The organism is Desulfovibrio diazotrophicus, from assembly GCF_902498985.2.
Lineage (GTDB): Bacteria > Desulfobacterota > Desulfovibrionia > Desulfovibrionales > Desulfovibrionaceae > Desulfovibrio > Desulfovibrio legallii.
Genome location: NZ_OX346397.1, coordinates 162,501 through 188,599, shown reverse-complemented (window position 1 = coordinate 188,599; position 26,099 = coordinate 162,501). Strand labels below are relative to the sequence as shown.

The window sequence follows — 26,099 nt, the reverse complement described above, 5'->3', positions numbered from 1 at the left end:
CCCCCAGGGGCGCTTTCCTGTCTGAAAAATTTGTACACCAGTTGCCCGCGGTTGTACAAACGCGCCGTGCGGCCTACTCCCCTCCGCGCCGCACCTGGCGCACTTCGGCCTCCAGGCTGCCGTCGGCCAGGCCCACGCTCACAGCCGCACCCGGCTGCACGCCCGCCACAGAGCGCAGCAAAGCCCCGTCCGGCCCGCGCACCAAGGCGTAGCCCCGGCGCAACGGAGCCTGTGGGTCCACGCCGCCAAGCTCCAGATCCAGCCGCTCCAGCCGACGTTCCGCAGCGGTGAGGCGCTCACGCCAGAGGCCGGTAGTCATCGCCGTCAGCCGCGCACGCTCCCGCCCCCATCCCTGCAGCAAACGGGGCAGGCTTTCCCGCAGCCGCGCTTGCAGAAACGTCAGCCGCGCTGCAGGGCCGTCCAACCGCCCCACCCGGCCAACGGTGCGCAGGCCCTGTTCCAGCCGCGCCAGGCGCAAAAATTTTCCTTCCTGCCAGCGCTGCCCGGCCCGACACAGGCCCGCGTCCAGCCCAGCCAGCCGCTCCTGCAGGCGGGCCTGCCGTCGCTGAGGCGCAAACCAGCGCAAGCCCTGCGCGCAACGCGCCAGCGCTTCTTCCCGGCAGCGCAGTTGCCGCCCCCAGGTCGTGGACAGACCTTCGGCCGTCAGGTCCAGCCGCTGCGCCAATTCAGTACGCAAGGGCCAGAGCAATTGCGCCGCGTGGGAGGGCGTGGACGCGCGCAGGTCCGCCGTCAGGTCCGCCAGGGTCACGTCCACCTCGTGCCCAATGCCCGCCAGCACCGGCAGCCGGGAGTGGAATACGGCCTCCGCCACGCTCTCTTCATTGAAGGCCCACAAATCTTCCAACGAACCGCCGCCGCGGACAAGCACAATGACCTGCGCCCAGCCCTGCGCATTGGCTTCTTCCAGCGCGCGCACCAGAGAAGGCGCGGCCTCCGCCCCCTGCACCAGGGCCGGGAACAGGCGTACCCGCGCCCCACTGCCCCGGTTGGCCGCCAACTGCCAGAAATCGTGCACCGCCGCGCCCGTGGGCGAGGTGATCAGGGCCACGCGCTGCGGATCCCAGGGCAGCCCGCGCTTGCGCTCCGCCGCAAAATAGCCCAAAGCCGCCAGCTTGCGCTTGCGCTCCTCAAAAGCCTGGGCCAGAAGCCCTTCTCCGGCGGGCTGGGCCAGCTCCACCGCAAGCTGATACTGCCCGCGCGGCGCGTACACGCTGATGCGCCCGGCGCAGAGCACGTCCAGCCCGTTGCGCAAAAGGTCCACGGGGGCAGGCCGGGGTGCGTCAAAAACCTCGCCCGTGAGCGGATCAAATGCCTGCCCGCCCCGCCCCTGCCGCTGCCGGAACCACACGCACTGCAGCTGCGCGTCCTGATCTTTGAGGCTAAAATAGACATGTCCGGAACCGGGCCGCGTAAGGTTGGTCACCTCGCCCCGCACCCAGACAAAAGGAAAGCGCCCCTCCAGGCTCCTGCGCAGCTCTTCCGTCAGCTCGCGCACGCTCAGAATGACGTCGGACATGGGCTCTCCGTGGAAGAGTAGTGTGGCAAGGCAAGGCCTTCCCGATTGGCCGCATGGGTCCGGATAGGTCCAGCCCCGATGAGGTCCAGGCTGGCCCAGGCGGGTCCGGGCTGGCCCGCATCTGCGCAGACCGGGGGCGAATACGTGGAATACACGTGCGGCGTTCCGTTGCGCCGGCGGGATAGAACGCCGGGCAAGGGGGCCTCCGCACGGAGGCCCCCAAACGTTACATTACAGCAGGGCCTTCCAGCCGGCGCGGACCTCATCGGCCCAGGCCCGGAAGGCTGCAGCCAGGCCTTCCAGAGGCAGTTCGCCCTTCTGCCCTGTGCGGCGGTCCTTGCATTCCAGCACGCCACGCGCCAGGCCCTTGCCGCCCACCACCAACTGCAGCGGAAAACCCAGCAAATCTGCGTCCTTAAACTTGACTCCGGGGCGTTCTTCCCGGTCGTCCAGCAGCACGTCCACCCCCATATCGCCCAGCATGGCGTAGACTTCTTCAACCTTGGCGCTCACGGCCGCGTCGCGCGGATCCAGGTTGAGCAGCATGCAGTCAAAGGGGCTGATGGCCGGCGGGAAGACAATGCCGTGCTCGTCATGGTTCTGCTCAATGGCCGCGGCGGCCACGCGGGAAATGCCGATGCCGTAGCAGCCCATGATCATGACTTTTTCCTTGCCGTTTTCGTCAAGAAAAACCGCGTGCATGGGTTCGCTGTACTTGTAGCCCAGCATAAAAATGTGGCCCACTTCAATGCCCTTGGTCAGCTCCAGGCGGCCGCCGCAACGGGGGCAGGGGTCCGCCCCGGTGATGGCGCGCAGGTCGGCCCAGGCCGTGACCGTGGCGTCGCGGTTCAGGTCCACATGACGCAGGTGCGCGTCGCCAGTGTTGGCTCCGGTCACATAATCCGTGCCGCCTTGCAGCTCGTTGTCAGCATAGACAGGCACATTCAGGCCCACGGGCCCGGCAAAGCCCAGGGGCGCACGGCTGGCGGCCTCCACTGCGGCAGCGTCGGCCAAGGCTACGTCCTGCGCCTTGAGCAGATTTTTAAGTTTGATGTCGTTGACCTGTCGGTCGCCACGCACCAGCACGGCCACGGTCTGCCCATCGGCCTTGAAGAGCATGGTCTTGACCACCTGCGCGGCGGGCACGCCCAGCAGGGCGGCCACGTCCTCGGCACTGTGCGCGCCGGGGGTGGGCACCTGCTCCGCCGGGGGGCAGACGGCCGTTGCGGGCGCGCCCTTCCAGAGCACCTCGGCCCGCTCCACATTGGCGGCATAATCGCAGTCATGGCAGAAGGCAATGGTGTCTTCGCCCGTATCCGCCAGGACCATAAACTCGTGCGAAAAATTGCCGCCAATGGAGCCGGAATCGGCCTCCACCGCGCGAAAGCGCAGACCCAGGCGTTGGAACAGGCGGGTGTAGGCCCCGTGCATGGCCCGGTAGCTTGCCTCCGCGCCCGCGTCTGTGGCGTCAAAAGAATAGCCGTCCTTCATGATGAACTCGCGCCCGCGCATGAGACCGAAGCGGGGGCGGATTTCATCACGAAACTTGGTCTGGATCTGATACAGACGCACGGGCAGCTGCCGGTAGGAGCGCACTTCGCCGCGCACCAGGTCCGTGATCACTTCCTCATGGGTGGGGCCCAGGCAGTAGTCGCGGTTGTTGCGGTCCTTAAAGCGCAAAAGTTCCTTGCCGTAGTGCTCCCAGCGGCCCGTTTCCTTCCAGAGGTCGGCGGGCTGGACCATGGGCATAAGCAGCTCCTGGTAGTCCGCAGCGTTGACTTCCTCGCGCACAATACGCGAAATTTTTTCCATGACGCGCAGGCCCAGGGGCAGATAGGTATACAGGCCCGAAGTGAGCCGCCGCACCATACCCGCGCGCAGCAGCAGCTTGTGGCTGACCACCTCCGCATCGGCCGGGCTTTCCTTGAGGGTGGGGATGTAGCAGGCACTGAAGCGCATTAGTGTGATTCCTTTTCGTTGAGCAGTGATTGCAGTTCTTCCATAAAAGCCGCCAGCAGGGCTTCCTGCCCCTTGACCGAGCGGATGACCTCGCCCTTGCGAAAAATGACGCCCTTGTCCCGTCCGCCGGCCAAGCCCAAGTCCGCTTCGCGGGCTTCGCCCGGTCCGTTGACCACGCAGCCCATGACCGCCACCTTGATGTCCGCTGTGGACGTGGCCAGACGGTCTTCCACGGCGTGGGCCAGGGCAAAAAGGTCAATTTCCGTGCGCCCGCAGGTGGGACAGGAAATGATTTCCGGCCCGCGGGAGCGCAGACCCAGGGCGCGCAGAATCTCCCAAGCCACGCCCACCTCCTCCACCGGGTCGGCGGTGAGCGAAACGCGCAGGGTGTCGCCTATGCCTTCGTGCAGCAGAATGCCCAGCCCCACAGCGGACTTGACCGTACCGCGCATGAGCCCCCCGGCCTCGGTGACGCCGATATGCAGCGGGTAATCGCAGGCCTGGGCCAGCAGACGGTAAGCGGCTATGGTATCCAGCACCGAAGAGGACTTGAGGGAAATCTTGGTATCATAAAAGCCGCGCGCCTCCAGCATGCGCACATGGCTGAGGGCGCTTTCCACCAGGGCCTGCGGCCGGGGGCCGCCGTATTTTTGCAGCAGGCCTTTTTCTACCGAGCCGGAATTGACCCCCACCCGGATGACCGCGCCGTGGGCCTTGGCCGCGTCCACCACACGGTCCACGTGTTCCCTGGGGCCGATGTTGCCGGGATTAATGCGCAGGCCTTCCAGCCCGGCCTCCAGCGCGGCCACAGCCAGCCGATAGTCAAAATGGATATCCGCAATAAGCGGCAGGGGCGTGCCCGCGCGGATGGCGGGCAAGGCCGCCACGGCGGCCATGTCCGGCACGGCCAGTCGCACGGCCTCGCAGCCGCGCGCGGCCAGACGGGCGATCTGCGCCAGGGTGGCCGCCGCGTCCCTGGTGTCGGTATTGGTCATGCTCTGCACCATCACGGGGGCGTCCCCTCCGATGGTCAGCCCGCCCAAGCGAAGGGCGCGGGTCTTACGTCTGCCCATGCTTCCCCCTGCGCCCGTCGGGGCGCTTTTTGCAAACGTATACTTTATGCCATTTCGCCCCGCAAGCCAAGTCCGCACCTGGAACACGTCTTGCAAGGTTCAGGGCACGGCCCCACAAGCAGGCGGATTTTTCCCCCGCTCAAGTTTTCGGCCGCGCCGCCGATAAGAGGAAAAGAACCCTTTTGAGGTGAATATGACGCATCCCTTCCTCCGCTGTTGCCTCTGCCGCTGTTGCCTCTGCTGCGCTCTGCTGCTTCTGCTGCCTGCCTGCGGCAGGCACGGGCCTTCCGCGCTGGACCCCGGCTATACGGATGCTGTGGAGATCAAGCTCAAAGCCCGCGAACTGGCAGATCAGATGCTCGCCACCATGCCCAATGACGCCCTGCAGGGCGTGGTGGCCATGCCCACGGCCTTTGTGGACCAGAACAACACCGCGCGCAGTTCCGCCTTGGGGCGTCTGCTGGCGGAATCGCTGTTCTACGAATTTAACCAGCGCGGCTTTCCCGCGCGGGAATACCGCCTGAACGGGGCCATATCCGTACAGGGCGGGCGAGAAGACCTTGCCCTGGCTGCGGACCAGATGGTCAGCACTGTGGGGCAGAAGTGGGCCGCCCTGGTGGTGGGCACCTACCATGTGGACAAAGACGCCACCTTTGTGAACGCCCGTCTGGTGCGGGCCAGCGATGGCCTGGTGCTGCGCACGGGCCAGCTTGTGCTGGTCAACACGGCCATTGTGGCCCGTCTGAGCCAGCCCGACGCCCCCAGAGTCAGGCCCGTAAGCGTGGCGCAGGCCGCCGCGCCGCGCAGACCCGCAAGCCTGTACACGCCCATGCAGTCCGTGAGCAGCGGCGTGGTGCCCATCCGACAGGGGCGATGAGGGAAAAACCATGCTGCGAACACTGCCGGTTCTTTGCTGCCTTGCCGTACTGTTTGCCGTCGCGTCCCCGGCGCGGGCAGACAGTCTCTCTGCCTATGGGGAACAGAGCGAACAAAACGCGGCGGCCCGCCAGGCCGCCAAAGACCATGCCGACTATTTGGCAAAAGCCAACAAATACAGCCTGCAATACCTGCAGGAGGCCCGCGAATTTCGCGTCGACGGCCGCTATGAGCTGGCCCGGCAGCGTTATTTGCAGGCTCTTTCCATCTGCGCCGACGACGCCACGGCGCAGATCATCCGCCGCGAACTGGAAGGCGTGGATCTTTTGCTGCGCACCATGCGCTGAGGTCGTGTCATGTACCGTTGGATTATTACCCTGCTCATGCTGGCGGCCCTGCTCTTTCCGCTTACTGCGGCCGCCGGAACCGTGCCCCGCGCGGCGGACAGCATCGCCAAGCAGATGGACGAGCAACTCATGATGCGCTACGCCGGGGACGACCCCGGCATGACCAGTAAGGAACGCAAATCCTTGGCCCGCGCCCGCATCATGATCTTGGGCACCACGCCCGCCAATATCAACAATCTGGAAGAATCCTCGCCATTGGCCCGGCAGATGACCGAAGAAGTGGCGCGCTGGCTCGTCAACGCGGGGTACCGCTTTCAGGAAATCCGCCGGGGCAGCGTCATTCGCTTTGACAAACAGCGCGGCGAGTTCTACCTCACCCGCGATGTGCGCAAGCTGGCCGCCGCCAGCGGCACGGGTCAGGCGGTGCTGGCCGGCACCTATGTGGTCAGCCGTGAGCAGGTGCGCTTCAGCCTGCGTCTTATCCATACTACCAGCGGCGAAGTGCTGGCCATGGGCACGGCCACCGTGCCCATTACCGACGACATGCGCAACCTGCTGCGCGACCGGGGCCCCGGCGCAGGGGACGGCCTCACCCCCACTGTGCGCACCAGGCTGCAGTAGACGCCTGTCCGCACAGAAGGCGAAAAACAGGACGTGCGTAACGGCAACCGCTGCCGCTGACGCCGTCGGCGCAAAAAAGGCTGTTTTTGCTCAAGCGGTGCGATCATGCGTCGTCCTCTGCCCCGAACCGCCCCGTGCCATCCCCTCCCGGCGGATACGACAGACCTGTGCCGCTGCGCATCCCGCACGCACACTCCCGCGCCGCAGCCGCGCCTTGCCCTGGGCCGCGCTTGCGGCTATAACAGGCCCGCTTCGGCAAACTACACCGGCGCGGGCCGCGTGCCCCCGCACCGCAAGGAGACAGCATGTCGCTCAGCATCGGAATCGTTGGGCTGCCCAACGTGGGCAAATCCACCCTGTTCAACGCCCTGACCAAGGCGCAGAACGCCCAGGCCGCCAACTACCCTTTCTGCACCATTGAACCCAACAAGGCCACAGTGGCCGTGCCGGACGCGCGGGTGGACGCCCTCACCGCCAAGGCCCGCCCGCGTAAGACTATCTATGCCAGCGTGGACTTTATCGACATTGCTGGTCTGGTGCGCGGGGCCAGCAAGGGCGAAGGCCTGGGCAACCAGTTTCTGGGCAATATCCGCGAATGCGCGGCCATTGTGGAAGTGGTGCGCTGCTTTGAGGACGAAAACGTCACACACGTGGATGGCAGCGTAAGCCCCTTGCGCGATGTGGAAACCATTGAGCTGGAGCTGCTTTTGGCCGACGTGCAGAGCACGGAAAAACGCCTGGAAAAACTGCAGAAGATGGCCAAAGGCAGCAAAGAGGCCAAGGCGGCCGCCGAGCATATGCAGGTGCTGCTTGCCCACCTTAATGCGGGCAAGTCTGCGCGGGATTTCGCCCTGCCTGAACACGAGGCTTTTCTTGCGGCCTGGCGGGAATTGGGCCTGCTCACGGCCAAGCCCGTCATTTACTGCGCCAATGTGGACGAAGGGGCCGCCGCCGAGGGCAATGCCCTGGCCCGGCAGGTAGAGGACCTGGCCCGGACGCGCGGCGCGGGCTTTGCCCGCATCTGCGCCCGGCTGGAAGAGGAACTGCAGGGCCTGGACCCGGCGGAGCAGGCCGAAATGCTGGCCTCCTACGGTATTGAAGAAAGCGGCCTCGCCCGCATTATCCACACGGGCTATGCCACCCTGGGGCTGTGCAGTTATTTTACCGCCGGGCCGGACGAAGTGCGGGCCTGGACCATCCACAAAGGCTGGAAGGCTCCGCAGGCCGCGGGCGTCATCCACACGGATTTTGAGCGGGGCTTCATCCGGGCCGAAGTCATTGCTTACGACGACTATATGAGCCACGAAAGTGAGGCCGCCTGCCGCGCCGACGGCGTACTGCGCGTGGAAGGCAAGGACTATGTGGTGCAGGACGGCGACGTCATGCACTTCCTGTTCAATGTTTAGCGCACGTACCCTTTAGAGCATTTAACACTTGAAATGCTCGCTTACGGCAGGCGAAAGCCTGCCTTCTCGCATTTCGTGGCAAGGATTTTCAAGAAAATCCTTGCAGAGCAGTTAGCTTATTTCATTCGCTAACTGCTTTAGAAAGGGGCTTGGCAGAGGGCGCGCAGGATAAAATCTCCGGCTGGCAACCGCCGCTGCAGCAAGGGGGGCTTTCGCCCCCCTTTTTGCATCCAGGCCCACGCTCCCGCCTTAGGCCCGCTTCATCTTTTCAATCAATTCCACCAGGCTGCGGGCTTGCTCACGCAGAGCGTCCAGCTCCTGGTTCACGGCCCGCATATCTGCGCTGGTGCTGGCGGCGATCTGATTCACGTCCGCGATGGAGCGGTTGATTTCTTCACTGGCCGACGACTGCTCTTCACTGGCCGTGGCAATGGCGCGCACTTCGTCGGCGGTCTGTTCCACCATGCCCACGATTTCGCCCAAAGCCTCGCCGGACTTGTTGGAAAAGTCCGTGGCTTCAGCAATATTTTTGACGGATTCGTCCACCTGGCCGATGCTTCGGCCGGTGCTTTCCTGAATGGCGTGGATGGCGTTGCCCACGTCCGTGGTAGAGGCCATGGTCTTTTCGGCCAGTTTGCGCACCTCGTCGGCCACCACGGCAAAGCCGCGTCCGGCGTCGCCGGCGCGGGCCGCCTCAATGGCCGCGTTGAGGGCCAGCAGATTGGTCTGGTCTGCAATATCTGAAATCACGCCCATGATCTGATTGATGGCCCTGGCATGCTCGTCCAGATCAGTCATGCCCTCCTTGAGGGCCAGGGATTGCCGCTGCACTTCCTGAATGCTGGACACGGCCTTGGAAACCACTGTGGCGCCGGTTTCGGCCTTGTTTCTGGCCGCGTTGGAAATATCCGCCGCGCCGCCGGCATTCTTGGCCACCTCCAGCACGGTGGAGTTCATTTCTTCCATAGCCGTGGCGGTTTCGGACAAACGCCCTGCGGCGTGGTCCAAGGCCCTGGCGGTATTTTCCACCTTGGTGGCCATATCGTTGATGGAAGCGTTGAGCTGCTCCACCACCCCTTCTATCTGGTCGGCGGCGCTGATCATGCCCTCGCGCTGGGCGCTTTCGGCCCTGGCTTGAGCCGTGCGGGCCTCGGCCATGGCCTGCTCGGCCTCTGTTCCTTTCCGGCGGGCCGCCTCAGCCTGCGCAGCGGCCTCAGCCACCAGTTTGCGCAGATTTGCCTCCATGCTGCGCAGCGAATCGGCCAGCAAGCCCATATCGTCGCGGCTGTGCACGTCCAGGTGCAAATCGCCCTTACCCTCGGCCACGTCTTGGGCATAACGGGTAATTTTGGCCACAGGCGCGCCTACCATCCGCCCCAGCACGACAGAAATAGCCAACTGCAGCACCAGCAGGGCACAGCCCACCATGATGGCCTTCTGGATGGCGGTTTTTTCCAGACTGCGCAGCACGTCAATGGGCATGCCCACAAACCACATGCCCACAGTCTTGCCGTCGGCGGCCTTGACCGGCCAGTAGGCGGAATTGTACGGCACGCCCAGAATGGAGTTGTGGGCATAGACGGTTTCGCCCCGCTCCAGCACGGCCTTGACAATGTCTTTGGATTCCAGCCTGGTGCCGATGACGCGCTTGCCGTCCCGCACAATGGTGGTCATGACGCGGGTATCGCCTTTAAAAATGGTCACATGAGAGCCGGTGACCTTGCCGAGCCAGTCCATATAGGCCGGCCCCACCAGCGAAACGCCGATGGAAATGCTGCCCACCAGACGGCCTTCGTACATGACCGGCTGGCTGGCCCGGATAGTGAAGGGCACTACAGTGCCCGCAACTACGGCCACGGCCGGCTCACCCTTAAGGGCTTTAGCCACGGTTTCCTGTTTGAGCACGCTGTCGCCGTATTTGGTGGCATGGCCGCGGGCCACCACCACTCCCTCGGCGTCGGTGATGGTCATAAAGTCCGATTTGGCCTTCTTCATGGCGGTCTGGCCCAGGCGGTAGGCCGTTTCATGATCTTTTTCCGCAATGGCGCGGGCCAGGCTGTCCTCGTCGGCCATGAGCGCGGCGCTCTGGGCAAAACGCTGAGCCGTGCTCTCGTTGGACATGTGCACCACCTGGCACATGCGCTGGATGCCCTTGTCGAGTTCGTTCTCAATGGGCGTTTTCATGAAATAGATAGAAACAAACAACACCACGCCGCAACAGGTGATCAGCGCGCCGAATAGCGAGCCCACATACTTGTGCATGAGCGTCCAACGCATGGGTTTACTCCTTGACTGTGCACGCAATAAACCGGCCGGTTTCAGGCCACGTCCCGGCCACGTACGCACGCGACTTTCCGGTAGCCCTTCGTACGCCGGAGGGGGGGCAGAACTCCGCCTGTCTGTTTCGGCCTGCCGTTCCGGCGCTACAGCACCCATGCTGCGGCAAGCCTTATCGTTCTTTTTTATTTTGTATTCGGCAAAACATTGGAAAGGAATAGGGCTCAGGACAAACTTTTCTCCTCATAACATATAAAAATAAATACTATTTTTAGTATAATATATTAATATTAAGTCAACATTACTTGACGCTTGTGCCCGCCGGGCCCAAGACCGCCACCAGTTTTTGTCCTGAGCGTACAATGTGATTTTTTTCTTTTTTTACGCCATTACAGCCGATAATGCAAAGGCTTTCGGGCGGCTGGCCCACGCTGCGCAGCGCAATACGCCACAGCGCAAAATCAAAAGACGGCCGGCCCCCACTGCGGAGGGCCGGCCGTCCATATGTCCGGGCCAGCAGTCTTAGAGCATTTAACACTTGAAATGCTCGCTTACGGCAGGCAAAAGCCTGCCTTCTCGCATTTCGTGGCAAGGATTTTCAAGAAAATCCTTGCAGAGCAGTTAGCTTATTTCATTCGCTAACTGCTCTAGCCCATGTCTTCGGTCAGCACCATATGCCGCGCGGCGGCCGTTTCATCCAACCGACGCACAGGCAGGCCTTCCGGCGCGCGCGCCAGGCTTTCGGGGTCGCGTCGGCCCTGGGCCACGATATCTTCCAGGGCGGCCACATAGGCGTCCAGAGTCTGTTTGCTTTCCGTTTCCGTAGGCTCGGCCATAAGGCATTCGTGCACAATGAGCGGGAAATAAATGGTGGGCGCGTGGATGCCGCGCTCCAGCAAGGCCTTGGCTATGTCCAGAGCACGCAGCCCCTGTGGGGCCGAGGCCACGAACTCGTGGGCGCAGAAGCGGTCTTTGTAGGGCTCATCCAGCACATCTTCCAGCTTCTTTTTCAAGTAGTTGGCGTTGAGCACCGCATATTCGGCCGCGCGGGTCAGGCCCTCTCCTCCCAGACGCAGCATATAGGCCAGGGCTTTGACCACCACGCCGAAGCTGCCGTAAAACGGCCCCATATACCCCATGGACTGGGGCAGGTTGTAGTCCAGGAACAGGCTGCCGTCCTCACGCGCCGCCACACGGGGCGCAGGCAGGAAGGGCAGCAGGCGCTCGCTCACGCCCACGGGGCCAGCGCCGGGGCCGCCGCCGCCGTGGGGCGTGGCAAAGGTTTTGTGCACGTTGAGGTGCACCACGTCAAAACCCGCGTCTCCCACGCGCATCTTGCCCAGAATGGCGTTCATATTGGCGCCGTCGTAATACAGCAGGGCATCCACCCCGTGCAGCAGCTCCACAATGCGGGGCAGATGGGTTTCCATAAGGCCCAAGGTGTTGGGGCAGGTCATCATGATGCCCGCCAGATCTTCGCCGTGTTCGGCTACAGCGGCGGCCACGGCCTCCGGATCCACCATGCCGTCGCGCGAAACCAGATTGACAGCTTCAAATCCCGCCAGGGCGGCCGAAGCCGGATTGGTGCCGTGGGCCGCATCAGGGATGAGCATTTTTTTACGGTTGCGGCCCTTGGCCTTGTGGTAGGCAGCAATAAGTTTCACGCCCGTAAACTCGCCGTTGGCTCCGGCCATGGGCTGGAAGGTGAAGGCGCGCATACCCGTCACCTCGCAAAGCAGGGCCTCGGCCTCGTAGAGGCACTGCAGCGCGCCCTGCACGCAGGCGGCCCCCCGGCCGGACTGGGCCAGCAGGGGGTGCAGGCGGCTGAAGCCCGGCAAGGCGGCCACATATTCCGTAAACTTGGGATTGTACTTCATGGTGCAGGAGCCAAGGGGATAAAAGTTGGCGTCCACACTGTAGTTGCGCTGCGAAAGCTCGGTAAAGTGGCGCACCACGTCCAGCTCCGAGCACTGGGGCAGCCGGGGCGGACGCGCGCGCAACAAGGCGGGGGGCAGCATGTCCGCCGCCCTGGGGGCGTCGCTTTCCTGGCGGCAGGCGCAGCGCCCGGGCACGGATTTGGCAAAAATAGTGTTCACAGCAGACCTCCCACGGCTTCGGCAAGCATGCCGATCTGCGCGCGGCTGTTCTGCTCGGTGCAGGCTAACAGCAGCACGTTTTCCATCTGGGGATAATACCGGCCCACGGCATAGCCCGGCACGCAGCCGTGGGCGGTGAGGGCCTCTACCACCCGGACGGCAGGCACGGGCAGGCGCAAGGCAACTTCTGTGCCGTAGGGCGCGTCGTTGAGCAGTTCCACGCCCTTGAGGGACGTAAGACGTTCCACGGCGTAGCGGGTGAGGGCCATATTATGTTCGGCCAGGCGGGTAAGCCCTTCCGGGCCCAGCAGACTCATGTGGATGAGCGCGCGCAGGGCGCAGAGGGCCTGGTTGGAGCAGATGTTGGACGTGGCCTTGGCCCGGCGGATGTGCTGTTCCCGCGCCTGGAGGGTGAGCACATAGCCCGTTTTGCCGTCCACGTCCGTAGTGCGGCCCACAATACGGCCGGGGAACTGACGGATATGCTCCTTGCGGCAGGCCATAAGCCCCAGATAGGGGCCGCCGAAGGCAAGGGGCAGACCCAGGCTCTGGCCCTCGGCCACGGCCACGTCCGCGCCCATTTCGCCGGGGGTTTTAAGCACGGCCTGCATGACCGGATACACGGAAATGATGCCAAAGGCCTTATGCGCGCGCGCCGCGGCAAAGACCTCGGTAAAATCCGTCACCGCACCGAAAAAGTTGGGGTTCTGCACCAGCACGGCGGCGGTCTGATCGTCGATGGCGGCCTTGAGGGCCTCCACGCGGCTCACGCCCCGCTCCTGACGCACGGTTCTGAGCTCCACGTCCAGGCTGGAAATATAGGTGGCCAGCATGACCCGCCAGATGGGGTTCACGGCTTCGTCCACCACCAGTACGCGGCGTTTGGTGCTGCGCACGGCCATCATGGCCGCCTCGAACAGCGCGGATCCGCCGTCATAGACCGAAGCGTTGGCGCAGTCCATGTCCATCAGCCGGCTTACGGCCGTCTGGAACTCAAAAATGGCCTGCAGCGTGCCCTGGGAACATTCGGCCTGGTAAGGGGTGTAGGCGGTGTAGAACTCGCTGCGCCCGGCCAGGGCGTCCACAGCCTTGGGGATGTCGTGGGCGTAGTAGCCCGCACCCAGAAAGGACGTGAGGTCCGTACGGTTGCGGGCGGCGAGATCCTCAAAATAGGCGCACACGGCGGCCTCACTCCGCCCCTTGGGCAGATCGAACCGGCGGGGACGCATGCTGGCCGGGATGTCGGCAAACAGGTCGTCCAGCGCGCGCACGCCCACCACATCGAGCATTTCCCGCAGCTCTTCAGGCGTGTGGGGGATATACGGCATGGTTGCTCCTTGCGCAAACGGCGCGGCGCAACAGAAAGCCGTTGCGCCGCAGCATATGGGTGACAAAACTTTTTGCGGGGGAGAAACGTGGGGAGGAAACGTCCCTCCCCCGCACTCCTCCCCCGAAACGGTTGCCGTTGGTGCACAACGCCGCAGAAAACCGCAGGGGAAAACCTGAGTCCTTGCGGACGCGCCGTCGCCACAAAGGGGGCATTGGGGCTGCAGCCTCTGAACCGACGGGGGCGGCAAAAACGCTAGTGGGCCACGGAAGCGCAGTACGCCTCATAGGCCGCCGCATCCATGAGCCCGCCGGGCTTGTGGTCCAGCCTGACCCGCAGTAACCAACCCTGGCCGTAGGGATCGCTGTTGCACAGCTCCGGATTGTTTTCCAGAGCCGCGTTAACGGCCGTTACCGTGCCGGAAACAGGCGAAATAAGGTCGCTGGCGGCCTTGACCGATTCCACGGTGCCGAATTCCTTGTCCTCGCCCAGGGCGTCGCCCACGGCGGGCAGTTCCACATAAGTAATGTCGCCCAAAGATTCCTGAGCGAAAAAGGTGATGCCCACAACGGCCTCGTCGCCTTCCAGGCGGGCCCATTCGTGGCTTTGGCTGTACAGAAGATCTGTGGGATTGCTGGCCATGTTCTGCTCCTCAAAAAAAACTGAAGTTCACGTGCCGCCGTTGCGGCGGGTTTACGCCAATTTCTGCCTGGCCGTGCCGGCCTTGTAGAAGGGGATATCCGCCTTCACGGCAGGCAGTGCCGTTTTTGCGGCATGGACCACAAAATGTTCGGCCCCCACGTGGGACGCGTCCACCCAGGCCAGGGCAATGCCGTGACCCAGCGATGGGGCGAAAGAGCCGCTGGTCACCTGGCCCACGGGCGTGCCGTCGGGCAGGGTCAGGGCGTCGCCGTGCCTGGCGGCGCGGCGGCCTTCAAGGCTCAACGGGGTGAGCACCTGGCGCACGGTCTGCGCGCCGAGCTTGCCCACATAGTCGGCCGCGCTGGTAAGCATGCGCCCCATGCCCGCTTCCGCCGGGGTATGCTCCGCGTCCAGGTCGTGCCCGTACAGGGGCAGACCGGCCTCCAGGCGCAGGGTGTCGCGCGCGCCCAGGCCAACGGGTTTGACCCGCGCGTCGGTCAGCAGATGCTCCCAGAACTCCACGGCTCTGGCGGCAGGCAGGTACAATTCGTAGCCCAGCTCGCCCGTGTAGCCTGTGCGGCTCACCAACAGGGGCTCGCCCTGCCACTGGGTTTTGCGGAAGGCAAAATAGCCAAGATCATGAAATTTTTCGCCCAGGGCCTGCTCCAGCACAGCCAGAGATTCCGGCCCCTGCAGGTCTACTTTGGCCGTGTCTGCAGAAACGTCGGTAAGCCGCACGCTCTGGGGCAGGCGGGCGCGCAGAGTGGCAAAATCGCCCGCGGCGCAGGCGGCATTGACCACAGCCATGAAGGAATCCGGCCCAAAGCGGTAGATGATGCCGTCGTCCAACACGCCGCCCGCTTCGTTAAGGATAAAGCCATAGCGACATTTGCCCGGAGCGAGCGTCTGCAGGTTGTGGCTGACGGCCTGGGGCAGGGCCTGGTCCGCACCGGCCCCTTCCACCAGAAATTCGCCCATATGGCAGATGTCAAACAGTCCGGCGTGTTGGCGGGTGTGCTGGTGCTCAGCCAGAATGCCCTCGTACTGGATGGGCATAAGCCAGCCTGCAAAAGGGGCCATTTTGGCTCCGTGCGCCTCGTGCCAGGCGGTGAGCGGCGTGCGCAGTTCCGACATGGGAGCTCCTTGAAGTTGCATTGAACCGAAAGCCGCGCGGTCTCTCCGGCGGCAGCGGCATGTTAGCACCCTGGCCGCCGGGGCACAAGACGCCGTCACCAAAAAAGGGGCCGGGCCAGGGCTGGCACGGACCGCAAAGGGCAGACTCTCTGCCCATTACACAGCGCTTTCTTTGCGGATATGTTCCCGCCGCGTCAAGCCGTTAGAGCATTTAACACTTGAAATGCTCGCTTACGGCAGGCAAAAGCCTGCCTTCTCGCATTTCGTGGCAAGGATTTTCAAGAAAATCCTTGCAGAGCAGTTAGCTCATTTCATTCGCTAACTGCTCTAGCCCTGCCGGACGCCAGGTCCGGATTTTTTTGCAGACGGCCCCACTGCCTGCCGCGCCTGCCGCACCACCGGGGTTCAGTCCGCCACCGGCCGCAAAGCGCGTGCGCCGCCGTGCACGTCAATATGATGCAGCATGACGCCCAGCACGCCTTCGATATCCAGGTGGGACGTATCCACCACCAGCGCATCCTGGGCCGGGCGCAGGGGGGCCACGGCGCGGTTGCGGTCCATGGCGTCGCGGCGGCGGATCTGGTCCGTAAGGCTGTGCAGATCCGCGCTCTGTCCCCGATTTTCCAGGTCACGCAGACGACGCACCGCGCGCACCTCCGGGTCTGCATCCAAAAAAAATTTGAAACGCGCGTCGGGAAAAACCACCGTACCCATGTCGCGGCCTTCGGCCACCAGGGGAGCGCGCTCGCCCATACGCCGCTGGATAGCGCGCAGGGCCTCGCGCACCACGGGCACGGTGGCGATGCGCGCGGCCAGCATGCCCACGACCTCGGTGCGCACCTCGCCCCGCACAGGCACATCATTGCAGAACAGGGTGGAGCCCCGCCCGGCCCCGCTCAGACGAAAGGCGTACTGCCCGCAACGGGCGCGCAGTTCCTCCTCGGGCAGAGTTTCCGCGCCCGGCCCCAGCTTGAGGGCCAGACACCGGAACATGGCGCCCGTGTCCAGATAGGCCAGCCCCAGGCTTTCGGCCATACGCCGGGCGAGCGTGGTTTTGCCCACGCCGGCGGGACCGTCCAGAGTCACTATGGGAAGGAAAACGCTCATGCCGCGCCTCCCCGGCCGTGGGTCGCCGTCAAGACGTCGTCCAGGGCATTAAGGAAAACGCGGTTTTCCCGCGCATCGCCCACGCTTACGCGCAGCAGATCGGGCAGACCGTAGCTGGTCAGGGGGCGGATGATGACGCCGCGGCGCAGCAGTTCCTCAAAGCAGACCGCCGCAGCGGGCGCGCCTTCGGGCAGGCGGAACATAAGGAAGTTGGCCGCGCTGGACCACACGGTACAGCCCAGAGCCGTGAGCCCCACAGTGAGCGTGTCCCGCCCGGTGTGCACAGCTTCCTGGGTGGCGGCGTAAAAGGCGCTGTCCTCCAGAGCGGCCAGGGCGGCCTCTTCGGCCAGGATATTGACAGAAAAAGGCAGACGCGCGCGCCAGAGATAGTCCGCCAGCTCGCGCGGCAGCACGCCGTACCCCAGGCGCAGGCCCGCCAGACCGTACTGTTTGGAAAAAGTCCGCATAAAGGCCGCGTTTTCCGGCAGTTCGCCGCTTTCAAGCAGCGAAGCCCCGGCCGGGTCCGGCGCAAAATCCATATAGGCTTCATCCACCACCAGCAGGCATTGGGGGGCGCGGGCCGCCAGCTCGCGGGCCAGGCGGGCCACATCCGCGCGGGGGGGACAATAGCCTGAGGGATTGTCGGGCGTAGTCACAAACATAAGCCGGGTGTGCTGGTCCACCAGGTTGAGCATGCCGTCAAAATCGAAGGAAAAATCCTCGCGCAGGGGCTGGCGGCGCGCCTCCACCCCGCAGATCTGCCCCTGGATGGGATAAATGCTGAAGCAGGGCCGGCAGCAGACCAGATTATCCCGCCCGGGCACGGCCAGTACCCGGATGAGCAGGTCCAGTATTTCGTCCGAACCGTTGCCCACCACTATTTGCGCGGGGTCCACCTGATGGCGGCGGCCCAAGGCGGCGGCCAGGCGCGGGTTGCCGCCCTGAGGATAGCGGAAGGCCCCCTCCGCGTGACGGCGGACGGCCGCCACGGCCAGGGGCGGCGTGCCCAGGGGATTTTCGTTGCTGGCCAGCTTAATGACCTGGGCAAGACCGTATTTTTCCTGAATTTCTGCAATGGAAAGGCCGGGCACATAGGGCTTGAGCCCGGCAATTTCCGCCCGGACGCTGCTGGGGGTCATGGAAACTCCAGTTTGGCTGAACAAAGGCAGGCCCCCGGCGGGCGGGGGCCTGAACAAAAACGGACGTCTGCTCAGGCAGCCGTCAGAGCAACTTCAAAGTGAAGCTGCCCTAGTCCTCAAGATCCGTAGGCCGCACAGTCAGCACGGGCATGTCGGCGTTCTTGACCACCTTTTCAGCCACGGATCCGAACAGGATGCGGTCAATGCCTTTGCGGCCGTGGGTGCCCATAACTATCAGATCTACCTCTTCTTCCTTGGCTCGGCTGAGAATTTCCTCGGCGGCGTAGCCAATAAGCACCTGGCCCTTGGCCTCCACGCCCGAAAAATTTTCGGCGACAAAAGATTCCATGGACTTTTCCGCGCCGGTGACAATTTCGCCCACAAAGTTCTCAATAGTGTTGGGCGGCACATGAAAGCCCACATACTGGCTCAAGGAAGGCGCGGTATACACCACCAGCACACTGGCGCCCAGTTTTTGGGCCAGCAGAAAAGCGTATTCGGCCACGTCCTTGCTGTGGTCAGAAAGGTCTACGGCGCACAGTATCTTCTTGATTTCCTTCATGGCAAACTCCTGTTCTCGGAACGCAGAGAGGTTTTTCACAAGGTCGGGACGACGCGGTTCGCCCCGCCTCTACAGCACGAACCGCCGCTCACGGATTTTTGCCTTTACCTGGAGTAAATCGTAGGGGTTTTTACAGCGATATACAAGTCTTTTCCATAGAATGGCGGCGGAAGGGAAAAATTTTCCCCTTAGGGGCAAGCCGATGTTGCAAAACCGGGGGCTTATGTCTAGACTTATTTCTGGCAAAGTTTTTGCATTTGCCTGCCCATACGGCAATGCCAACCCCTGGAGGCGTCATGAAGATTCAGAACGAACAACTGGAAGCCCTGCTGCGACAGCAAGAGCTTGCCGCCAGGGCCGCCGCTGGACAGAAAAGCGACGGCAACGCCTTTGCCGCCGCCCTGGCCGAACAGCTGAGCCCGACAGAAGACACGGCCGCCGCGTCTGCTCAGGTGGGGCAGACAGCCCAGGCCTCTCAGGCCGCGCTGATCAGCCAGATGTTGCTGGCCGAAGCGCCCGACGCCCAGGCCGCCACCGCAGCCGCAACTGCCTCCCCCGAACTGCCAGGCCTGGAGAACGCCGTATCCCAGGCCGCCGGCACGCTGGATATGTGGGACACCTATGTGCAGACCCTGGGCGCCGGAGATCAAGGCTCTCTGAAGCAGGCCTACGAGCTGCTGCAGGGCATTGACGGGCAGGTCGCCGCGCTGAAGGACAGCACTACGACCCTGCGCGGGCAGAGCTCTGGCTTCGACTCCCTGCTCAACGAACTGGAAGTGCTCACCACCACCGAGAAAATCAAGTTCAACCGTGGGGACTATCTGATCTGAGCTGCGACCGCCCTTTTCAAGCGGCATCCCGCAAACGGGCCATCGGCAATGCCGACGGCCCGTTTGTTTTGCGCACACAGGGGTTGCCCCACGCCGCAAAAACTCTACACCTAGAAAGATTACTTTTGCGAATATATGTTGCCCAACGTTTACGGACACCCGTTCCGACGCTGACCCGCGCAAATGAATTGCGCTTGCGCCTCAGCGGCGGGCGCCTGCTTTCGCAACCGCCAGGCATTACAACGTTGCGATGCCCTAAAAAGCTGCGGCCCCGACGCCGGGGAGCGTCGAGGCCGCAGGGGTTGAGGTTGGCGTGTTCAGGAGGGGTTTGTGTCCATATGGCCGGACAAGGGGGGAAGTTTCTCAGGGCCGGACCTGCAGGGGCATTGCATCCGGCCCGTGGCGACGTCGGCGGGGATCAGCGCTCGTCGCTGTCAGGGCCATAGCCGGGGCCCATCATGCCGCCGTAGCCGCCGTAGCCCATATGACCGTAGCCGTGCGAGCCGTAGCCCATGTGACCACGCGGGCCGTAGCCGGGGCCCATCATGCCGCCACGCGGGCCATAGCCGCCGCAAGGGCCAAAACCGCGGCCCATCATGCCCATGCCGCCCATGTAGGGGATGCCCTTATCCTGCATCTGCTTGCGCATGTCGGCATCGGCGGCGTAAAGTTTGTTGCTGATGTCGGTCAGCTCCTTGCGGACGGACTGCACCTTGGCGTCATCGTCCTTGGCGCCCGCCGCGTACAGCGCCTCCAGTTCAGACTGTTTGGCCCACTGCATCTGCATGAGGGGCTGCATCTTCTGACCATACTGCTGGCCCAACTCCTGCATAGCTGTCATCTGTTCTACCGTAAGGCCGCCGGGGCCACCCATATAATGGGGCCGGGCCGCCGCCATGCCGGCAAAAGCCAGCGTGGCCGCCAGGGCCAGAGAAAGCGTCACTATGCTCATCCGAGTCTTTTTCATGGTCGTATATCCTTTGTGTTTTTGCGGCCGAGGCCGCGCATCATAAAAAAACGTTTCCTCACCGGCGGGAGCCTGGGCCCCCTGGCGGGGGGGCCTGCACGGCGGGCGGGGTCCAATACCCGTCACACCCGCCGTACCGACCCGGCCCCGGTGCTCCGTGGCAGCCGCTCAATAAGGCCGCTGCCAGGGCCAGCAATCCCAACAACACTGTGCCGCGCATTCCCATAGTTTCTCCGCTGGTCCGCGTGCCGTGTGGGGTTAGAGCACTTTTTTGAGGTTTTCAAACTCCTCCAGGCTTATTTCGCCTGAAGCCAGCCGGCGCTTGAGGATTTCCAGCGAATCGCGCCGGTCGCCGTGATTTTGCCGGCGGGAATTCACCAAGCCGTAGATGAGCCATCCCGCCAGGACCAGCAGCAGGAGCATGCCCAGCATGCCCGGCCAGCCGCCTCCGCCCATAAATCCATCTGAAAAGCACCCGAACATATATTAATCCTTGCAGCGGCAGTTTGCGTCGTCAGCCACGGCCCTTTGCCGTGTCCGACCGCTGTGCGCCGCCGTTGCCAGACATACAGCAAGGGGCGTGCCAATAGCCAAAATATTAGCACAACATATTTAAATAAAAAGATAAAACTACAACAGCAGGACATGGGCGCAGCACAAACAGAATCCTGGGTGTTGTCCTAATTTTACCCACATTCGGGCTACGCTATCCAAAATTTTCCAAACATCTTGCCATGTGCGTAAAAAATACCTATTGCAAGGAGAGCCTGCGGCGCCATGCCCCGTGCGCTGCCATTCTTACACGCCCCGGCCGTGAAGCCGCGGCCGAGGACATACCATGCGAGCGATGTTGTCTTCTCCCCGCTTTTTGCGGCTACGCGGCCTGTCCCCGTGGATGCTGCTGGGCATGGCCCTGATTCTGGGCGCCGCCGTAACAGTGCTTTCCGTCCGCAGCAGCCAGCGGGAACGCGCGGCCATGATCCACAATATGGTGGACAGGGCCGAGGCCCTGATCTGGGCACTGGAGGCGGGCGGGCGCTCCGGCTTCTGCCGCCCTGCCGATAATTTTCGCAGCCTGGAGCCCCTGCTCATGGAAACGGCCAAACAGCCGGGCATCGTGTTTATGGCCGTGGCCGGCAACGGCGGCCTTATGCTGGCCCACAACGACGCGGCAACCCTCACGCCGGAACAGGCCGCCGGAGTCCTGCCGCCGCCGGAAGAAGTGGGCGACCGCCCGGCCTGGCGCGTGCGTCAGTGGGGAGATCGCAAAATTTTTGAAGTCTACCGGCTGTTTGCCCCTCTGCAGCCCGAACACGCCACACATCCGGGCAACGGCATGGGCCGGGGCATGGGGCATATGCGCGGCCGCAGCATGGGGCCAGGGCTCGGCCTGGAACCGGGCCGCAACCCCGATGCGCAGAACGCCCCGGCAATCCCGCAAGAGCGCGGCGTCTGGCCGCCCCCGCCGCCAGGAAGCATCCTTTTGCCGCAGGTGCGGCGCACGCTTGGCCTGGCCATGGTCGGGCTGGATATGCGCCCGTTTGAGGCAACCCTGGCCGCCGACCGCCGCAACACGCTGGTCAGTGCCGCTCTGGTGGCAGCGCTGGCGTTGGCCGCCGTGGTTTCCCTGTTCTGGGCCCACAACTATCGCCGTTCGCGACGCCTGCTGCGCGACCAGCGGGCCATGGCCGCGGAAGTGGTAGCCAACCTGCCCTTGGGGCTTATCACCAGCGATCCCGCCGGTGGCGTCGCCCTCATTAACGCCACGGCTCTGGACATGCTGGGCCTTGTGCGCGATCAGGCCGTGGGCGCGCCCCTGCGCGGCCTGCCAGGTCTGGACTGGAACGCCTTGGCCCATGAGCTGACCAAAAAAGGGAAAATCCCCGACCGCGAAGCCCGCCTGCATCTGCCGGGGCGCGATCCCACCGCCGTTAGCCTGAGTGCGGCCGCCGTGCGCAACGAAACAGGGGTCTTCCTGGGACATGTCTTTGCCGTGCGCGACATCACTGAAGTCAAACGCCTGCGGGCCGAGGCCCAACGCCACGACCGGTTGGCCGCCCTGGGCAACCTGGCCGCAGGCGTGGCCCACGAAATCCGCAACCCGCTGAGCACCATCAAGGGCGTGGCCGTATATCTGGCTCGCCGACTTACGCCTGGAGGACGGGAGGAAGAAGCCGCCCGGCGCATGGTGGACGAAGTGGACCGGCTGGACCGGGTCGTTTCCGAACTGCTGCAGTTTGCCCGGCCTGCAGCCATGCCCCGCAGCGACGGAGACGTACGCGCGGTGATCCGGCACGCTTTGCGCCTGGCAGAAGCGGATCTGCAGGCCAAGAGCATACGCGTGACAGAGGATCTGCCGCCGGACTTCCCCAACGTGCCTATCCACGCCGAGCGCCTGACCCAGGCCCTGCTCAACCTCTTTCTTAATGCAGCCCAGGCCATGAGCTCTGGCGGCACGCTGCGAGTCTGCCTTACGCCCCTGCCGGGCAATGCGTTGTATCGCATCACGGTCACAGACACAGGGCCGGGCATTGCCGAGGCGGCCCTGTCTTCCATCTTCACGCCCTACTTCACCACTAGGCCTTCGGGCACGGGGCTGGGGCTTTCCATTGCGCTGCAGATTGTAGAAGGCCTGGGGGGTCGGCTGCATGCGGCCAATGTGGGCGGCACGCCCGGCCAAGGCGCGGAATTTACCCTCATTCTGCCTCTGCGTCCGAACACTGACGCCAACGATGCGAATATGGAAGATGCAGACGCGAACCGGAGCGCACCCCCGGTAGCCACGCCCCACGAACCGCCGGAAAAGGAACAGTCATGAACGCCAAAACATCCATCCAGCTGCTGGTGGTGGACGACGACCGCAACCACCGCGAGATGCTCCAGGCGCTACTGGAAGAATGGGGCTACGCCCCCACAGGCCTGGACAACGGCGAGGCCGCCGTGGCCCTCTGCCGCGAACGGCCCTTTGATCTTATCCTGATGGATGTGCGCATGGGCGGCATGAATGGCGTGGAGGCCACCAGGGCCATCAAGGCCTATAATCCGGCCATTCCCATTCTGATCATGACGGCCTACTCTGATGTGGCCGGGGCGGTAGAGGCCCTCAAGGCCGGGGCCTATGACTACCTGACCAAACCTCTGGCCTTTGACGTGCTTAAGCTGGCCCTGCAGCGGGCCTTGGACCACGCCACGCTCAAGGACGAAGTGCGCAGCCTGCGCCACGAACTGGCCTCAGCTTTCGACGCCCGGCAGATCATCGGGCAAAGCCCGGCTATGCGCCAGGTGCTGGATCTGGCTGCGGCCATCGCCCCTTCCGAGGCCACGGTGCTTATTACCGGCGAATCGGGCACGGGCAAGGAAGTGATGGCCCGGCTTATCCACACCAACAGCGCCCGCCGCAACGGTCCCTATGTGGCCGTCAACTGCGCGGCTCTGACGGAAACGCTGCTGGAATCGGAACTTTTCGGTCACGAAAAAGGCGCGTTTACCGGTGCGGAAAAACGCCGCGAAGGCCGTTTCATGACCGCCCACAAGGGCACCATTTTTCTGGACGAGATTGGCGAAATTCCCCTTTCCATGCAGGTCAAGCTGCTGCGCGTCATTCAGGAGCGGGAAATCCAGCGTGTGGGCGGCGACCAGCCCCTCAAGGTGGACGTGCGCATTCTGGCCGCCACCAACAAAGACCTGGCTCACGAAGTGGCCGAAGGGCGCTTTCGCCAGGACCTCTACTACCGCCTCAATGTGGTGGCCCTGACCTTGCCGCCCCTGCGCGATCGCCGGGAAGACATCCCTCTGCTGGCCATGCACTTTCTGAAACTTTTTGCGCAGCGCAACGGCAAAACCGTCAAAGGGTTCACCCCCACGGCCATGGACCGACTGCTCAAGCACAGTTGGCCCGGCAATGTGCGCGAACTGGAAAACGCTGTGGAGCGTGCCGTAGTGCTGCTGGTGGGCGACTATGTCAGTGAAAGAGAGTTACCGCCCACGCTCATCGCTGCCGAAGACCCCACCCGCACTGCGACCCGGCCGGACTTCGCCCACATGACGCTGGAAGAAATTGAACGCCTGGCCGTGCAGGACACCCTGGAGCAGGTGGGCGGCAACAAAAGCGAAGCTGCCCGCCGCCTGGGCATCAACCGTAAAACGCTGCTGGCCAAACTCGGCAAATAGGATGATGACGAAAACCGCCCAATGCAGAGGCGCGAGGCATTGGAGGACTATTTGGCGACGGCCTGCTCTTCTGCACGGTGCTTGCCGCCCCGGCATCTTTGCATGTGTCGCTCGCAAGTCCCACGCCAGCGCCTTGAGGCCCAGCCCGTGCATAACCATTTGGCGGCTACACAATGGGGACCACCTCTAACACTACCCATTGCCGGGTGGCGGCTTACGGGTAAGGACAGCCGGTCAGTGCGCGGGCAGCGCACAAACGCAACGAGAACAGCGCACAAAAACAATGAGAACAGCGCGCAAAAACAAACGCCCCTCGCGCTGTTGAGCGGCGAGGGGCGTTTGTGAGCAATCTTTGGCGACGGCCTACTTTCCCACATGACGTTATGCAGTATCATCGGCGATGGAGAGCTTAACTACCGAGTTCGGAATGGGTTCGGGTGTACCCTCTCCTCCATGGTCACCAAAGAAATTTGTCAAAAATATAATTGACAGGGAAGGAAGGAAGTTGATTTCAAACAAGCCGCACGGGCTATTAGTACTGGTCAGCTCCACGCCTCGCGGCGCTTCCACCTCCAGCCTATCGACGAGGTAGTCTACCTCGGCCCTTCAGGGATTGCTCCAGGGAGAACTTATCTTAAGGCAGGCTTCCCGCTTAGATGCTTTCAGCGGTTATCCCTTCCGCACATAGCTACCCTGCTGTGCCGTTGGCACGACAACAGGTCCACCAGGGGTGCGTCCATCCCGGTCCTCTCGTACTAGGGACAGGCCCTTTCAATTCTCCAGCGCCCACAGAAGATAGGGACCAAACTGTCTCACGACGTTTTAAACCCAGCTCGCGTACCACTTTAAACGGCGAACAGCCGTACCCTTGGGACCTGCTTCAGCCCCAGGATGTGATGAGCCGACATCGAGGTGCCAAACCGCATCGTCGATGTGAACTCTTGGATGCGATCAGCCTGTTATCCCCGGCGTACCTTTTATCCAATGAGCGATGGCCCTTCCATACGGGACCACCGGATCACTAACACCTACTTTCGTACCTGCTCGAGATGTCTCTCTTGCAGTCAAGCTCCCTTTTGCGTTTGCACTCGACGGCTGGTTTCCAATCAGCCTGAGGGAACCTTTGCATGCCTCCGTTACTCTTTAGGAGGCGACCGCCCCAGTCAAACTACCCACCAGACACTGTTCCCTCACCGGATCACGGTGGAGGGTTAGGGACCTGAAAAAACAAGGGTGGTATTTCAACAATGACTCCCCCCATACTAGCGTACAGGGTTCACAGTCTCCCACCTATCCTACACATGCTGGTCCAAATCCCAATGTCAAGCTATAGTAAAGGTGCACAGGGTCTTTCCGTCTTTCTGCGGGTACACGGCATTTTCACCGCGACTTCAATTTCACCGAGTCTCTGGCCGAGACAGTGTGGAGATCGTTACGCCATTCGTGCAGGTCGGAACTTACCCGACAAGGAATTTCGCTACCTTAGGACCGTTATAGTTACGGCCGCCGTTTACCGGGGCTTCAATTCGGAGCTTCGCTTGCGCTGACCCCTCCTTTTAACCTTCCGGCACCGGGCAGGCGTCAGTCCGTATACGTCGTCTTTACGACTTGGCACAGACCTATGTTTTTAGTAAACAGTCGCCACCACCATTTCTCTGCGGCTCCCTCGGGCTGGTTAAGTGAATCAACTTTACCCAAAAGAGCACCCCTTCTTCCGAAGGTACGGGGTTATTTTGCCGAGTTCCTTGGCCAGAGTTCTCTCGAGCGCCTTGGATTATTCATCCCACCCACCTGAGTTGGTTTGCAGTACGGTTTGCGTATCCTATACTTAGGAGCTTTTCTAGGCAGTAGAGGCTCAACGGCTTCAGGCCTTGCGGCCACGGACTCGCGTCTCAGCGTAGAGCAGCACGGATTTGCCTGTGCTGCACGCCTACCTGCTTGCACCGGGTATACCAACACCCGGACCGTTTACCTTCCTGCGTCCCTCCATCGCGCGGACACACAAGTACGAGAATATTAACTCGTTTCC

20 protein-coding genes and 2 rRNA genes (1 of these 22 only partly in view) are annotated in these 26,099 nt (G+C 63.0%); 7 read left to right on the top strand and 15 right to left on the bottom strand.

Going from position 1 to position 26,099, the window contains the following annotated elements:
• Nucleotides 1-73: 73 nt before the first annotated feature.
• From xseA to ispG, 3 genes are all read right to left on the bottom strand, one after another.
• Nucleotides 74-1,537 (bottom strand): exodeoxyribonuclease VII large subunit, encoded by a 1,464-nt coding sequence (gene xseA / locus J7I12_RS00780; protein WP_302548908.1) that lies wholly within the window; start codon nucleotides 1,535-1,537, stop codon nucleotides 74-76.
• Nucleotides 1,538-1,768: 231 nt separating this feature from the next.
• Nucleotides 1,769-3,496: a proline--tRNA ligase gene (locus tag J7I12_RS00775; RefSeq protein WP_118229239.1), complete on the bottom strand. Its 1,728-nt coding sequence runs from the start codon at nucleotides 3,494-3,496 to the stop codon at nucleotides 1,769-1,771.
• Nucleotides 3,496-4,569: a flavodoxin-dependent (E)-4-hydroxy-3-methylbut-2-enyl-diphosphate synthase gene (gene ispG / locus J7I12_RS00770; RefSeq protein ID WP_118229240.1), complete on the bottom strand. Its 1,074-nt coding sequence runs from the start codon at nucleotides 4,567-4,569 to the stop codon at nucleotides 3,496-3,498. Before ispG ends, J7I12_RS00775 begins: the two co-directional genes overlap by 1 nt.
• 193 nt (nucleotides 4,570-4,762) lie before the next feature.
• Here ispG and J7I12_RS00765 point away from each other — a divergent pair, with 193 nt between their 5' ends.
• The 4 genes from J7I12_RS00765 (at nucleotide 4,763) to ychF (ending at nucleotide 7,819) form a co-directional block, all read left to right on the top strand.
• Nucleotides 4,763-5,446 (top strand): FlgO family outer membrane protein, encoded by a 684-nt coding sequence (locus tag J7I12_RS00765; RefSeq protein ID WP_118229241.1) that lies wholly within the window; start codon nucleotides 4,763-4,765, stop codon nucleotides 5,444-5,446.
• A 10-nt stretch (nucleotides 5,447-5,456) separates the two neighbouring features.
• Entirely contained in the window at nucleotides 5,457-5,792 is a 336-nt protein-coding gene (locus tag J7I12_RS00760) for a hypothetical protein (protein ID WP_288908537.1), read from the top strand.
• A gap of 9 nt (nucleotides 5,793-5,801) precedes the next feature.
• On the top strand, nucleotides 5,802-6,413 hold the full coding sequence (locus tag J7I12_RS00755) for a FlgO family outer membrane protein (RefSeq protein WP_118229243.1): 612 nt from the start codon (nucleotides 5,802-5,804) through the stop codon (nucleotides 6,411-6,413).
• A 305-nt stretch (nucleotides 6,414-6,718) separates the two neighbouring features.
• Nucleotides 6,719-7,819, top strand: coding sequence for a redox-regulated ATPase YchF (ychF, locus tag J7I12_RS00750; RefSeq protein ID WP_288908538.1), 1,101 nt, complete (start codon nucleotides 6,719-6,721; stop codon nucleotides 7,817-7,819).
• A gap of 249 nt (nucleotides 7,820-8,068) precedes the next feature.
• On the opposite strand, the gene J7I12_RS00745 is transcribed toward ychF, so the two are convergent.
• The 8 genes from J7I12_RS00745 to J7I12_RS00710 all read right to left on the bottom strand — a co-directional run bounded on the left by J7I12_RS00745 (nucleotide 8,069) and on the right by J7I12_RS00710 (nucleotide 18,103).
• Nucleotides 8,069-10,096 carry a methyl-accepting chemotaxis protein gene (locus J7I12_RS00745; RefSeq protein ID WP_483203538.1) on the bottom strand — a complete coding sequence of 676 codons (2,028 nt, stop codon included), beginning with the start codon at nucleotides 10,094-10,096 and terminating at the stop codon, nucleotides 8,069-8,071.
• A 647-nt stretch (nucleotides 10,097-10,743) separates the two neighbouring features.
• Nucleotides 10,744-12,192, bottom strand: a complete 1,449-nt coding sequence (gene gcvPB / locus J7I12_RS00740) for an aminomethyl-transferring glycine dehydrogenase subunit GcvPB (protein ID WP_118229247.1) — start codon at nucleotides 12,190-12,192, stop codon at nucleotides 10,744-10,746.
• Nucleotides 12,189-13,520, bottom strand: coding sequence for an aminomethyl-transferring glycine dehydrogenase subunit GcvPA (gene gcvPA, locus J7I12_RS00735; RefSeq protein ID WP_288907538.1), 1,332 nt, complete (start codon nucleotides 13,518-13,520; stop codon nucleotides 12,189-12,191). Before gcvPA ends, gcvPB begins: the two co-directional genes overlap by 4 nt.
• A gap of 254 nt (nucleotides 13,521-13,774) precedes the next feature.
• Nucleotides 13,775-14,161 carry a glycine cleavage system protein GcvH gene (gcvH, locus tag J7I12_RS00730; protein ID WP_118229277.1) on the bottom strand — a complete coding sequence of 129 codons (387 nt, stop codon included), beginning with the start codon at nucleotides 14,159-14,161 and terminating at the stop codon, nucleotides 13,775-13,777.
• A 51-nt stretch (nucleotides 14,162-14,212) separates the two neighbouring features.
• Nucleotides 14,213-15,295: a glycine cleavage system aminomethyltransferase GcvT gene (gene gcvT, locus J7I12_RS00725; protein WP_302413586.1), complete on the bottom strand. Its 1,083-nt coding sequence runs from the start codon at nucleotides 15,293-15,295 to the stop codon at nucleotides 14,213-14,215.
• Between the two features lie 405 nt (nucleotides 15,296-15,700).
• Nucleotides 15,701-16,402, bottom strand: coding sequence for a (d)CMP kinase (cmk, locus tag J7I12_RS00720; RefSeq protein ID WP_118229250.1), 702 nt, complete (start codon nucleotides 16,400-16,402; stop codon nucleotides 15,701-15,703).
• A complete protein-coding gene (gene hisC / locus J7I12_RS00715; protein ID WP_118229251.1) occupies nucleotides 16,399-17,541 on the bottom strand; it encodes a histidinol-phosphate transaminase in 1,143 nt (380 codons plus the stop codon). The genes cmk and hisC overlap by 4 nt, the downstream gene beginning before the upstream one ends.
• Before the next feature lie 109 nt (nucleotides 17,542-17,650).
• Nucleotides 17,651-18,103 carry a universal stress protein gene (locus J7I12_RS00710; protein WP_118229252.1) on the bottom strand — a complete coding sequence of 151 codons (453 nt, stop codon included), beginning with the start codon at nucleotides 18,101-18,103 and terminating at the stop codon, nucleotides 17,651-17,653.
• A 296-nt stretch (nucleotides 18,104-18,399) separates the two neighbouring features.
• Here J7I12_RS00710 and J7I12_RS00705 point away from each other — a divergent pair, with 296 nt between their 5' ends.
• Nucleotides 18,400-18,933 carry a hypothetical protein gene (locus tag J7I12_RS00705; protein WP_302549090.1) on the top strand — a complete coding sequence of 178 codons (534 nt, stop codon included), beginning with the start codon at nucleotides 18,400-18,402 and terminating at the stop codon, nucleotides 18,931-18,933.
• Between the two features lie 418 nt (nucleotides 18,934-19,351).
• Here J7I12_RS00705 and J7I12_RS00700 read toward each other — a convergent pair whose 3' ends face one another.
• Both J7I12_RS00700 and J7I12_RS00695 read right to left on the bottom strand, forming a co-directional pair.
• A complete protein-coding gene (locus J7I12_RS00700; RefSeq protein WP_118229254.1) occupies nucleotides 19,352-19,900 on the bottom strand; it encodes a hypothetical protein in 549 nt (182 codons plus the stop codon).
• Between the two features lie 258 nt (nucleotides 19,901-20,158).
• Nucleotides 20,159-20,383 carry an SHOCT domain-containing protein gene (locus J7I12_RS00695; RefSeq protein ID WP_118229255.1) on the bottom strand — a complete coding sequence of 75 codons (225 nt, stop codon included), beginning with the start codon at nucleotides 20,381-20,383 and terminating at the stop codon, nucleotides 20,159-20,161.
• A 355-nt stretch (nucleotides 20,384-20,738) separates the two neighbouring features.
• Between J7I12_RS00695 and J7I12_RS00690 the strand changes: the two genes are divergently transcribed.
• Together J7I12_RS00690 and J7I12_RS00685 are read left to right on the top strand one after the other, a co-directional pair.
• Nucleotides 20,739-22,718: an ATP-binding protein gene (locus J7I12_RS00690; RefSeq protein ID WP_288907795.1), complete on the top strand. Its 1,980-nt coding sequence runs from the start codon at nucleotides 20,739-20,741 to the stop codon at nucleotides 22,716-22,718.
• Nucleotides 22,715-24,070 carry a sigma-54-dependent transcriptional regulator gene (locus J7I12_RS00685; protein WP_118229257.1) on the top strand — a complete coding sequence of 452 codons (1,356 nt, stop codon included), beginning with the start codon at nucleotides 22,715-22,717 and terminating at the stop codon, nucleotides 24,068-24,070. The genes J7I12_RS00690 and J7I12_RS00685 overlap by 4 nt, the downstream gene beginning before the upstream one ends.
• Before the next feature lie 350 nt (nucleotides 24,071-24,420).
• Here J7I12_RS00685 and rrf read toward each other — a convergent pair.
• A 5S ribosomal RNA gene (gene rrf / locus J7I12_RS00680) occupies nucleotides 24,421-24,535 on the bottom strand.
• Nucleotides 24,536-24,581: 46 nt separating this feature from the next.
• A 23S ribosomal RNA gene (locus J7I12_RS00675) occupies nucleotides 24,582-26,099 on the bottom strand; it runs 1,416 nt beyond the window's last position.

Bases quoted from the DNA above. Each gene is read 5' to 3' on its own strand.
- J7I12_RS00690 (WP_288907795.1), top strand. From the start codon at position 20,739: ATGCGAGCGATGTTGTCTTCTCCCCGCTTTTTGCGGCTACGCGGCCTG.
- gcvH (WP_118229277.1), bottom strand. From the start codon at position 14,161: ATGGCCAGCAATCCCACAGATCTTCTGTACAGCCAAAGCCACGAATGG.
- hisC (WP_118229251.1), bottom strand. From the start codon at position 17,541: ATGACCCCCAGCAGCGTCCGGGCGGAAATTGCCGGGCTCAAGCCCTAT.
- cmk (WP_118229250.1), bottom strand. From the start codon at position 16,402: ATGAGCGTTTTCCTTCCCATAGTGACTCTGGACGGTCCCGCCGGCGTG.
- gcvPA (WP_288907538.1), bottom strand. From the start codon at position 13,520: ATGCCGTATATCCCCCACACGCCTGAAGAGCTGCGGGAAATGCTCGAT.
- J7I12_RS00705 (WP_302549090.1), top strand. From the start codon at position 18,400: ATGAAGATTCAGAACGAACAACTGGAAGCCCTGCTGCGACAGCAAGAG.
- J7I12_RS00710 (WP_118229252.1), bottom strand. From the start codon at position 18,103: ATGAAGGAAATCAAGAAGATACTGTGCGCCGTAGACCTTTCTGACCAC.
- J7I12_RS00760 (WP_288908537.1), top strand. From the start codon at position 5,457: ATGCTGCGAACACTGCCGGTTCTTTGCTGCCTTGCCGTACTGTTTGCC.
- ispG (WP_118229240.1), bottom strand. From the start codon at position 4,569: ATGGGCAGACGTAAGACCCGCGCCCTTCGCTTGGGCGGGCTGACCATC.
- J7I12_RS00765 (WP_118229241.1), top strand. From the start codon at position 4,763: ATGACGCATCCCTTCCTCCGCTGTTGCCTCTGCCGCTGTTGCCTCTGC.
- J7I12_RS00685 (WP_118229257.1), top strand. From the start codon at position 22,715: ATGAACGCCAAAACATCCATCCAGCTGCTGGTGGTGGACGACGACCGC.
- J7I12_RS00745 (WP_483203538.1), bottom strand. From the start codon at position 10,096: ATGCGTTGGACGCTCATGCACAAGTATGTGGGCTCGCTATTCGGCGCG.
- J7I12_RS00695 (WP_118229255.1), bottom strand. From the start codon at position 20,383: ATGTTCGGGTGCTTTTCAGATGGATTTATGGGCGGAGGCGGCTGGCCG.
- J7I12_RS00775 (WP_118229239.1), bottom strand. From the start codon at position 3,496: ATGCGCTTCAGTGCCTGCTACATCCCCACCCTCAAGGAAAGCCCGGCC.
- xseA (WP_302548908.1), bottom strand. From the start codon at position 1,537: ATGTCCGACGTCATTCTGAGCGTGCGCGAGCTGACGGAAGAGCTGCGC.
- gcvT (WP_302413586.1), bottom strand. From the start codon at position 15,295: ATGTCGGAACTGCGCACGCCGCTCACCGCCTGGCACGAGGCGCACGGA.
- J7I12_RS00755 (WP_118229243.1), top strand. From the start codon at position 5,802: ATGTACCGTTGGATTATTACCCTGCTCATGCTGGCGGCCCTGCTCTTT.
- ychF (WP_288908538.1), top strand. From the start codon at position 6,719: ATGTCGCTCAGCATCGGAATCGTTGGGCTGCCCAACGTGGGCAAATCC.
- J7I12_RS00700 (WP_118229254.1), bottom strand. From the start codon at position 19,900: ATGAAAAAGACTCGGATGAGCATAGTGACGCTTTCTCTGGCCCTGGCG.